Genomic DNA, 8,787 nt, shown 5'->3' on the forward strand with positions numbered 1-8,787 from the left:
CGGCCCCCGACGGCTCGGTGTACCTGGGCTACGCCGACGTGTCCACCCAGCAGCGGGTGCTGCGACTGGCACCGGGCGAACACGTCCCCCTCCCCTGGCCCCCGAGCACCGGACGGACGGCGACCTCCCCGCGGGTGGAGCGCACCGTGGCGTGGTGCCGCTCCCAGGACGGCACCCGGGTGCCGGTCACCGTCTTCGACGTCTCCGATGACTCCGACGGCTCTGGGCCGCGTCCCCTGCTGCTGCACGCCTACGGAGGGTTCGGCCGTCCCCGCCGGTTCGGATTCAGCGCCACCGTGCTGGCCTGGCTGCTCAGCGGCGGTCGCTACGCGGTGGCACACGTGCGCGGCGGCGGTGACGCCGGACGACGCTGGCATCTGGACGGGTCGGGCCGCAACAAACCACGGGCGGTTCAGGACCTGGTGGCCGCCGCCGACCACCTGGTCGAGGCCCAGTGGTGCGCCCGGGACCAGCTGTGTCTGTCGGGCGGCTCGGCCGGAGGACTGCTCGTACTCGCCGCGGCCACAGCCAGACCCGACCTGTGCGCGGCGGTGATCGCCTCGGCCCCGCTCGCCGACATGGCCCGCTTCGAACGCATGGGGCTGGGACGGATGTGGACTCGCGAGTTCGGCAGCGCGGCCGACCCCGACGACTTCACCGCCCTGATGTCCTACTCCCCCTATCACCGGGCGCTGGAGAGCGCGCGCCGAACCCCGGGTCTGAGCCACCCCTCCGTGCTGCTCACCGGATTCGCCGGGGACACCCGGACCGACGCCGCGCACCCGCGCAAGATGTGCGCGGCACTGCTCGCCACGGGCCGGTACGAACAGGGGCATCCACCCGCCCTGCTGCGATACGAGCGCGACGTGGGACACGGTCCACGCTCGGTCAGCAGGGCCATCGCACTGGCCGCGGACGCCCATGCGTTCGCGGCGCACCGGACGGGGCTGACCGGCCGCTGAGAGGCACCGGGACGGCCCTGGGCAAGAGGAATCGAACACTTCCACAGAAAGCGAGGTGCGGTATGGACCCCATCGAGATCGAGGTCGAGGACCTGGCGGAGGTGACCTCCCGCGACATCACCGCGGGCGGCGACAGTGACGGTACCGACTCCAGCTCCGACTTCATCTGATCCGACCCGCCCGGCCCGGCCGCCTCATGCAGCCGGGCCGGGCGGGCCCCTCACGCTCTCCCCTGGTGTCCGCGCGCCCAGAACCGCCTCCCCGTCTGTCGAAAGGACCGCCGTGACCGAGCCCGGCCGCCTGTTCAGCCAAGCCCTGTGCGACGTCGTGGGCCGCGACGCCCTGACCACCCGTCTATCGGAGGAGTTCGTCTTCGCCGACCTGGGCGCGGACGCCGTACGTTCGCTGTTCACCCTGGAGGACCTCAACCACGTGCTGGCCACGTGCGCGCCCGAGCCGCCGCGGCTGCGGCTGCACCGGGAGGGCTCCCCGGTGCCCTTGGACCGCTACACCGAGACGGGCACCGCCTCACGCGAGGCCCGCCGGATCGTGCGTCCGGAGGCGTTGTACAAGGAGCTGCGGAGCGGTTCCAGCCTCGTTCTGGACGGGGTGGACCGGATGCACCCGGCGGTGGGCGCCGCCGCCGACGACCTGATGCGACTGGTGCGCGAACGCGCGCAGGCCAACCTGTACCTGATCTGGGGCGACTCGCGCGGGTTCGACACCCATTGGGACGACCACGACACGATGATCGTGCAGTTGGCGGGCTCCAAGCACTGGCAGGTGCACGGCCCGGGCACCCGGCCGTTCCCGATGAAGAACGACACCGACCACACCCACACCCCGCCGCGCGACGCCGAAGGCCTACTGCATCAGGTGTGGGAGGGCGTACTGCGGCCGGGCCAGGTGATCCACGTGCCGCGCGGTTGGTGGCACACGGTGACCGGCAACGGTGAGATGAGTATGCACCTGACCTTCGGTTTCACCCGAGCGACCGGGATCGACTGGGCCGAGGCGTTGGTGCGCCGGCTCTTCGAGGAGGAGTCGTTCCGACGCGACCTGCCGCGCTTCGCCGCCCCGGACGCACGCCGCAAACACCGGCACGAGTTGGCGGCCCGGCTGACGGAGTTGGCCGAGGAGGCGGACCTGGACTCGTTCCTGGCCGAACGAGACGCACGCTTTCCACGCAGGACCTCGTTCGCGCTGCCCTGGCCGGTGGAGGACGCGGTGCCCGGCGCGAAGGCACGGGTGGAGTTCGTACCGATCCTGCCACCGCCGATGGAGCGCGAGGGTGACAAGGTCGCCCTCACCGTCGCGGGGAAGCGGTACCGGCTGCCGGCGGTCACCGAACCGGTGCTGGAGGCGCTCACCGAACACCGCGAACTGACCGTGGCGGAGTTGGCCGCGGCGGCGGGTGTGGAGGTGGAGCCGTGCGGCCGGGTGGTGGCCGCCCTGGGCCGGCATCACCTGGTTCTGGTGCACTAGACCGCCCGAGGGTGTCGCGCTCGCGCGCGAGCGCGACGCCCTCGCCGTGTCAGGCTCCGCCGATGGCGCCCTTGGTACGCACGTAGGACTCGATGCCATCGAGAACCCGCTGGATGCCGAAGTCCAGTTCGCGAGTGGGCTCACCGGCTCCTTCGGGGGCCTCGGCCGTGGTCTTCGGCTCCAGCACCTGTTCGCGGAGCATGAGGGCGACGGTGGGGAACTCCTCCTCGGTGACCACCCTGCGCAGGCCGCGGCCGTAGTCGCGTTCGACCTCGGCCAGGGTGTTGCCCGTGGATCGCGCCGCCCGTGCCATGTCGGTTTCCAGCCGCACGCTCTCGCGCAGCGCCGCCGAGAGCAGCACGAGCATCTGGACCGCCTCCCCCACTTCCAGTCCCGCGCCCACCAGCTCGCGCAGCCCCGCCTCCATCCAGCGCAGGCCGTTGGGGCCGCCGGGTGGCCCGGAGAAGGCCACCTGCACCATCCAGGAACGGCGCCGGTAGAGCTCCAGAGTGGCGTGGCACCACTCCTCCAGTCCGGCACGCCGGTCACCGTCCGCGCGGGGCCCGGGGGGCGCCTCCTCCATCGCGGTGTCGAGCATCAGGACGAGCAGGTCCTCCTTGCTGTCCACGTGCCGGTACAGCGACATCGTCGTGTAGCCCAGCTCCTTGGACACTCGCTGCATGGAGACGGCCTCGATGCCCTCGGCGTCGGCCACGTGCAGGGCCGCGCGGACCACGACCTCCCGGCTGAGTCTGGGCTTGGGTCCGCGCCTTCGGGGCGAGGCGTCCAGCCCCCAGAGCAGTTCCACATCCCGCGCCATCCGGCTCTTGGGCGCGTCCTCTGTCGTCATGGGCCACCAGTCGTCGGTTTCTTCGTTGACACCATCCTAGAACTGTGTATTAAATACACTTATTAGCGTGTGGCGCACACAGTTCAAATCCGGCACTCACCACCGGCCGCGCGTCGGTTCCGTTCACCGCGTCGCCGAACACGACCGCTCGCGGACCCCACGCGCCTCCGCGCGAACCGGCGACACCGACACCCGACCCACCCAACGCCCGAAGGAGACCGACCATGGCTCCCACCATCTCGACCGACACGACCCCGTCGCCATCCCGCCGACACCCGACCGTCCCACCCGTTCCGTGGTGGCGCCGACCCTGGATCCTGCCGTTGGCCCTGTTCAGCGTCACGTTCCTGCTCTACTCGGTCCCGCCCTACCTGAGCCTGGACCCGGCCGACTCGCGACTTCCGATACCGGAGAGCCCCTCCTGGTACTTCCCGATGCTCCTCACCCACATCTTCGGCGGAGCGCTGCTGACGCTGCTGGTGATCCTCCAGGTGTGGCCGTGGCTGCGCACCCGTCATCCGGTCGTGCACCGCTGGAGCGGACGGATGTACGTCTGGTCGGGAATCCCACTGGTCGGGATTCCGGCACTGCTCATCGCACCGTTCAGTGGCACCGGCGCGAGTTCCCAGATCGGCAACACCGTGTGGGCGGTGCTGTGGCTGACCTTCACCCTCCTGGGTTACGTCATGGTCCGACGACGGCGCTTCGCCGAACACCGCGACTGGATGCTGCGCAGCTTCGCCCTCATCTACGGCATCGCGTTCAACCGCGTGCTCCTCATCGTCTTGATGATGGTCATGTCGCCGCGGCTGGAAACGGTCTACGACGGTGACTTCGACGCCCTGGGACTCGACGTCGGCACGGCGTCGGGCTTCCTGTCATGGGTCGTGCCGCTGCTCTTCGTGGAGTGGTGGCTCAAGTACCACCGCCGGCCTCGGCGCAGGCGCAACCCGACACACGCGACCTGATCTCGTCCCCCCGGGCCCGGCACCGCCCGCACAGCCCCTGAACTGGGAACTCCGGCCCCACGTTTGGGCAAACTCGCCCGCCGATGATTGCTACCGCGGCTTTCGTTAGGGTAGCCTCACTTTACAGGCGCAGATGTACCCGTCCCCGGTGGTAGCTGCGACCACGACTTCCTCCGGACGAGACTTCGGCTTTCATCTTGCGACGAAGGGCAGGTTCCGCGGTGACACAAGCTCCGCTCGACGCGATCCGCGCCGTCAGCACGCGGCTCAAGTTCGCACCGCTGCCCGAGATCATCGACTTCGAGGCGCTTCAGCTGCGGCCGTTCGACGGCACCCAGTGTCACAGCGTCACGTCGATGACCGTCGAGGGCTGGCTGCCCGTGCTGTTCGACAAGCTGCGTACCGAGCACGGGCCCGGACACCGCCTGCCCGCCGCCACCAACTTCCTCCGGGTCACCCTGCGCGAGCCCCTCTTCCTGGTGGCGTCCTCTCTGTACCTGACCGGCCGCGCGCCCCTGCTCGACCCGGACACGCTCCGCCTGCCATGGGACACCGCCGAGGCGCGTTTTCGCACCCCGATCGTGGTGGACGCCCGCACGGTGGTCCTGCCCGACGACCCGGACACCGACCACCCCGCCACCGTGGTCGCCCGCGACGAGCACGAACAACTGCGGCTGACCGCCGAGGCGCTGTTCGCCACCCTCGAACCGCTCATCGACGCCCTACAGGAGCACTCCCGAGCGGGCAAGCGCACCCTGTGGGGCTGGGTCCTGGACACCCTGCACTTCTACATGCTCAACCCGGCGCGCTACCTGGGACGCGACGCCGAGCAGGCCTGGAACCTGGCCACCCGACTGGGCGACGCGGTCATCGGGGCCGGCGCCATCACCCGCAAGCGGCCCCGGCTGTTCCCCTTCGCCCCGGAGCACCCCCGCGGTACCTGGGCGGTACGGGGCACCTGCTGCTTCGACTACAAGGGCGACCCCGAACACGGCTACTGCACGACGTGTCCGCTCAAGTGCGACAGCGAACGAAAGGAGGACCTGTCGGAGTGGCTGCGCGACCCCGCGCTGGCTCCCTGACCGGACCTCCGTGACAGCGGCCCGTCCCCGCCCTTCGGGGGGACGGGCGTTTTTCGTTCCCGGCTCAGGGGACCAGGGCCTCCACCCGGCCGTCGTCGGACGGTTCGGGGGCCGGAGAAACGTCGGCCCCCGCGGTGAAGAGCAGCACCGTCGCGCAGCCGCCCAGGAGCAGGAGCACCAGGAGCAACACGCCGCAGCCGATCCCCAGGATCCTGCCCCAAGGAGTCGGTCGGACCGGCGGTGGCCCGGTCCCGGGAACGTAACCACCGGCGTTGCCATAGTCGACGGGGGTGCTGGGGTAGTCGCCGTAGCCGGGAGCGTAACCGGCACCTTCCGGACCGGCCCACCCGGGGCCGTTGGGCCCCTCGGACAACTCACCCGAACCGCCCGACCGTTGGGAACCGGACCTCGGAGGTGGTCGGTGCGGTGGCTCCCCCGGCGGCCGGCCCTCGTCCCCCATCGGATCCCCCGGGTCTCCCGGCCGCCATTCCTCCGGCGGTCGGTGGTTCACCGGATCCCGCTCCGGCCACTCTCCCGGCCCGTCCCCGGGCTCCCGCTCACTCACTGAGAACATCCCTTCGTCCAGCGAAGGTCGGCCCACCCATCGACGGTGGGCGCCCCGAATCCGCAGATTAACCGGGCGCGGGCGCGGGACGGGGAGGTTCACGGGGCGTTTCCGGTAAAGGTCCGGGCGCCTCACCCACGGCGAGCCGCCCTCGCACGGATCGCGAGGACGAACACGGGCAGCGTGAACAGGGCGGCGAACAGGTTGAGCCCACCGAAACCGGCCACCGACAGCACCACCCCGGACAGGGCGCCGGCGGTCGCCCCACCCAGGTTCATCGCCAGGTCGCTGAAGCCCTGCGCACGGGGTCGGATCTCCGCCGAGAGCGACTCGGCCAACAACGCGCTGCCCGCCACCAGCGCCCCCGACCAACCCAACCCCAGCAGCACCAGGCCGACGGTCACCTGGATCTCGTCGTGTCCGGCCGTACCCGAGACCGCGGCGGCCACCAGCAGCACCACCTGCCCCGCCAACATCACCGGGGCGCGACCGAACCGGTCGGAGAGCCAGCCCACCACCGGAGAGAGCGCGTACATGCCGGCGATGTGCAGGGAGATCGTGAGCCCGACGACGGTGAGCGCGGCCCCGTGGTCGCTCATGTGGACCGGGGTCATCGTCATGACGCCGACCATCACCGCGTGCCCGGCGACGATCCCCACCACCGCCGACAGCGCCGACGGACTGCGACCGATGGCCCGCAGCCCGTCGGCCATGGTCAGGGACGAGGACCGCGTACCGTTCGCGAAACGGTCGGCGGTGGCCATGCGCAGCGGGTCGGGGCGCAGCAACACCGCGATGAGCGCGGCACCGCCCAGGAAACCGGCCGTGGTGAGCAGCACGGGGCCCAGGAGTTCGGTCAGCCCCAGCGCCCGGGCCAGGCCGCCGGTCGGCCCGATGAGATTGGGTCCCACCACCGCGCCCACGGTGGTCGCCCACACCACGATCGACAGGTCGCGGCCGCGCGTGCGTTCGGTGGCCAGGTCCGCGGCGGCGTGCCGGGACTGCAGGTTGGTGGCCGTGCCCGCACCGACCAACAACATCCCCGCAAGGAACAGCGGGAACACACCCCACACCGTGGCTCCGATGACCACGAGCCCGCCCAGAGCACCCAGCAGCCACCCCAGCGTCAACCCCGGACGACGTCCCCGCCGCGCAGCGGTACCCGCCAACGGCAAAGCGAACACGGCGGCGCCCAGGGTGATCATGGTCGTGGCCATACCCGACCAGGTGTCCGATCCGCTCAGGTCCAGGGCGATGAGCGCACCCACCGCGAGCATGGCGCCCATGCCGATGCCGCCGACGATCTGCGCCGCCATGAGGACCAGGACCGTACGACGCTGGATCCGGGCGCGTTCCACCGCAGCCCCCTGGGTGATTTCCGTGGACACGTGGTCGACTCCCCGATTCGTCCTGATATTGGACGAATCGTAGCCCTCATCGCACCGGATGGGCGCGGCCGTACCGCCAGCGGAGGAAATCGTGCTCACGTTCGACGTAGCGCATCTCCGCGTACAGGTGGTCGGGCTCCTCGGCGTCGATCACCACACCGCCCTCCGGGATGACCGGCCAACACGCGAACGCCCAGAAGCGGCGGGTGTAGACGCCCCAAACGACGACCCACGCACCCTGCTTCTGCCACTCGATGTGTTCGGCGGCCCGGCGCCGATCCTCGTCCCGCTCATCCATGCCGCCACAGGGCATACCCGAGACCGGGACACACCGATCCGGCCGGAATCGGCCATCCCACAGGGGTTGTGCGCAAAGGAAACGCCCGTGTCGGACACGGGCGTTCGGGGGTCAGCGACCGGCGATCTGGTCACTGCCGGGAACCGGTTCGGCCGGATCGTTGCCCAAAGCGACGATCTTGTTGTCACCGTCCACGTGCACGATGTGCTGGACGTGGTCGGCACGCTCCCTCTCGTCGACCTGGGCGTAACCGATGATGATGACGAGGTCGCCCGGGTTCACCAGGTGCGCGGCCGCGCCGTTGATCCCGATGACGCCGCTGCCGCGCTCGCCCACCAGGGCGTAGGTGACCAGACGGTTGCCGTTGTCGATGTCGACGATGTGCACCTGCTCGCCGTCGACGATGTCGGCGGCCTCCATCAGGTCGGCGTCGATGGTGACCGAACCCACGTAGTGAAGGTCGGCCTGGGTGACCGTGGCCCGGTGGATCTTGCCGTTCATGAGGGTGCGCAGCACAGCTCAAGCCTCGTTTCAGGATGTCTCGCGAAAACTACAGGCCCCTCGCGGGGTCCCGTGCCTCTCCCATGATGACGCCCCCGTGCACCGCTTCGTCCACCGGGGCACCACTACGACCACCAACATCCGCTTCACGAACGATGTTCCACATCTTCGCCCTGGCAGGGACCGGGCTCCCCTCCAGGAGCCCGGTCACGCAGGTCGTCGTGTGCCGCGACCTTCCGGTCAGTTGAGCGAGGAGTAGGCCACCACGCCGCGCCGCACCAGGTCGGTGGCCTTGCGCGCGTTGGAGCGCAGCGTGGGGTCACCGGCGGCCGCGGAGATCTGCCCGAGCATGTCCACCAGCATCTTGGCGGTGCGCACGAAGTCGCCCGCCGTCATGTCGGACCCGCGCAGGATGACGTCGAGCCGGTCCCCACGGGCCCACCGGTGGGCGGTCCACACGAAACCCAGGTCGGGGCGGCGCAGGAACGACACCCGGTGCCGGGACTCCACCTCGTTGAGCTCGCCCCACAGCCGCAGCATCTCGTCCAGGGTCTCCTCCACCCGACCCTCGGGAAGGCGCGGGTAGGGGTCGTCGTTGCGGCGCGCCTCGTAGACCAGCGAGGCGGCACAGGCGGCCAGCTCCTCCGGGTTCAGGTCCTCCCACACCCCCCGGCGCAGGCACTCGGCC

The 8,787-nt window shown here is 70.4% G+C and carries 9 protein-coding genes and 1 pseudogene; 4 read left to right on the plus strand and 6 right to left on the minus strand.

Going from position 1 to position 8,787, the window contains the following annotated elements; genetic code table 11:
• Both K8V84_RS17725 and K8V84_RS17730 read left to right on the plus strand, forming a co-directional pair.
• Nucleotides 1-962 (plus strand): prolyl oligopeptidase family serine peptidase (locus tag K8V84_RS17725; RefSeq protein ID WP_304076298.1); only part of this gene is annotated, 962 nt, incomplete at its 5' end.
• A 282-nt stretch (nt 963-1,244) separates the two neighbouring features.
• Nucleotides 1,245-2,447 (plus strand): JmjC domain-containing protein, encoded by a 1,203-nt coding sequence (locus tag K8V84_RS17730; protein WP_304076300.1) that lies wholly within the window; start codon nt 1,245-1,247, stop codon nt 2,445-2,447.
• A gap of 49 nt (nt 2,448-2,496) precedes the next feature.
• Here the strand turns inward: K8V84_RS17730 and K8V84_RS17735 are convergent, their stop codons facing one another.
• Nucleotides 2,497-3,297 carry a TetR/AcrR family transcriptional regulator gene (locus K8V84_RS17735; RefSeq protein ID WP_304076302.1) on the minus strand — a complete coding sequence of 267 codons (801 nt, stop codon included), beginning with the start codon at nt 3,295-3,297 and terminating at the stop codon, nt 2,497-2,499.
• Between the two features lie 224 nt (nt 3,298-3,521).
• Between K8V84_RS17735 and K8V84_RS17740 the strand changes: the two genes are divergently transcribed.
• Together K8V84_RS17740 and K8V84_RS17745 are read left to right on the plus strand one after the other, a co-directional pair.
• Nucleotides 3,522-4,265, plus strand: a complete 744-nt coding sequence (locus K8V84_RS17740) for a DUF2306 domain-containing protein (protein ID WP_304076303.1) — start codon at nt 3,522-3,524, stop codon at nt 4,263-4,265.
• Nucleotides 4,266-4,486: 221 nt separating this feature from the next.
• Nucleotides 4,487-5,347 carry a (2Fe-2S)-binding protein gene (locus tag K8V84_RS17745; RefSeq protein ID WP_304076305.1) on the plus strand — a complete coding sequence of 287 codons (861 nt, stop codon included), beginning with the start codon at nt 4,487-4,489 and terminating at the stop codon, nt 5,345-5,347.
• A gap of 64 nt (nt 5,348-5,411) precedes the next feature.
• On the opposite strand, the gene K8V84_RS17750 is transcribed toward K8V84_RS17745, so the two are convergent.
• The 5 genes and pseudogenes from K8V84_RS17750 to K8V84_RS17770 form a co-directional block, all read right to left on the minus strand.
• Nucleotides 5,412-5,720, minus strand: coding sequence for a hypothetical protein (locus K8V84_RS17750; protein ID WP_369696642.1), 309 nt, complete (start codon nt 5,718-5,720; stop codon nt 5,412-5,414).
• A gap of 323 nt (nt 5,721-6,043) precedes the next feature.
• Nucleotides 6,044-7,228 (minus strand): MFS transporter, encoded by a 1,185-nt coding sequence (locus tag K8V84_RS17755; RefSeq protein WP_304076310.1) that lies wholly within the window; start codon nt 7,226-7,228, stop codon nt 6,044-6,046.
• A 118-nt stretch (nt 7,229-7,346) separates the two neighbouring features.
• On the minus strand, nt 7,347-7,598 hold the full coding sequence (locus K8V84_RS17760) for a hypothetical protein (protein ID WP_304076306.1): 252 nt from the start codon (nt 7,596-7,598) through the stop codon (nt 7,347-7,349).
• 111 nt (nt 7,599-7,709) lie between these two features.
• Nucleotides 7,710-8,114: an aspartate 1-decarboxylase gene (gene panD, locus K8V84_RS17765; protein ID WP_304076308.1), complete on the minus strand. Its 405-nt coding sequence runs from the start codon at nt 8,112-8,114 to the stop codon at nt 7,710-7,712.
• 225 nt (nt 8,115-8,339) lie between these two features.
• Nucleotides 8,340-8,787, minus strand: a pseudogene (locus K8V84_RS17770) (RNA helicase); the annotation flags it as partial.

It is taken from the genome of Nocardiopsis listeri, from assembly GCF_020741345.1.
Classification (GTDB): Bacteria; Actinomycetota; Actinomycetes; order Streptosporangiales; family Streptosporangiaceae; genus Nocardiopsis; species Nocardiopsis listeri_A.